Source organism: Alcanivorax sp. HI0044, assembly GCF_001634945.1.
This window is the reverse complement of sequence record NZ_LWEZ01000155.1, coordinates 1-710: the sequence shown is the minus strand read 5'-3', so window position 1 is coordinate 710 and position 710 is coordinate 1. Positions and strand designations below refer to the sequence as shown.

Sequence of the window (710 nt, the reverse complement as noted above, 5' to 3'; positions counted from 1 at the left end):
ACCTTTCTCAAGATCCCAGGTGGACTCGGTCCAGCTGTAGGACTCGGCAACACTCACTTCCTTCGCCAGGTCCATGCCTTTCAGGCCGGGGAACCCCTTGGCCGCCGCCAGCGCCTGTGCTTCATCCACATTGTCGCCGGCCAGAATGCAACCATTCTGGGCACCCTTGTCACGCAGAATGCGCGTCAGGCGGCGAGTGTCGATATCGGCGATGGCAACAATGTTGCGCTCACGCAGGTAGTCCGGAAGAGTTTGCTCACTACGCCAGTTGCTCACTGTCATGGCCAGATCACGAATCACCAGGCCCGAGGCCCAGATTCGGGAGGACTCTTCGTCCTCGGCAGTGACGCCAGTGTTACCAATATGCGGATAGGTAAGGGTTACAATCTGCTTGGCATAGGAAGGATCCGTCAGGATCTCCTGATAGCCAGTCATGGCGGTGTTAAACACCACCTCACCCACGGTTTCACCCGTGGCACCGATTGCAACACCCCGAAAGATGCTTCCGTCTTCAAGAGCGAGAATGGCGGGAACCGTCAACGCAACCTCCAGGCTGATAGGGAATAGGGAGATCTGCGGCGGGTGCGCTCGCAAAAAAGCGAGATGGATTCCTCCACCTCGCTTTTTTCTGAATTCTTCATTCGGCGCCCCGCACGCCCATCACGGGCTGCGCGCTATTTTAGGGCTTTGTGGCCCCGCTGTCACGCGGC

The 710-nt window shown here is 58.2% G+C and carries 1 protein-coding gene; it reads right to left on the bottom strand.

The genetic code is table 11. The features are described 5' to 3' along the window. The coding region (locus A3730_RS01855; protein ID WP_304439451.1) for a carbamoyl-phosphate synthase domain-containing protein at positions 1–540 on the bottom strand (540 nt) is incomplete at its 3' end. Positions 541–710: the final 170 nt, after the last annotated feature.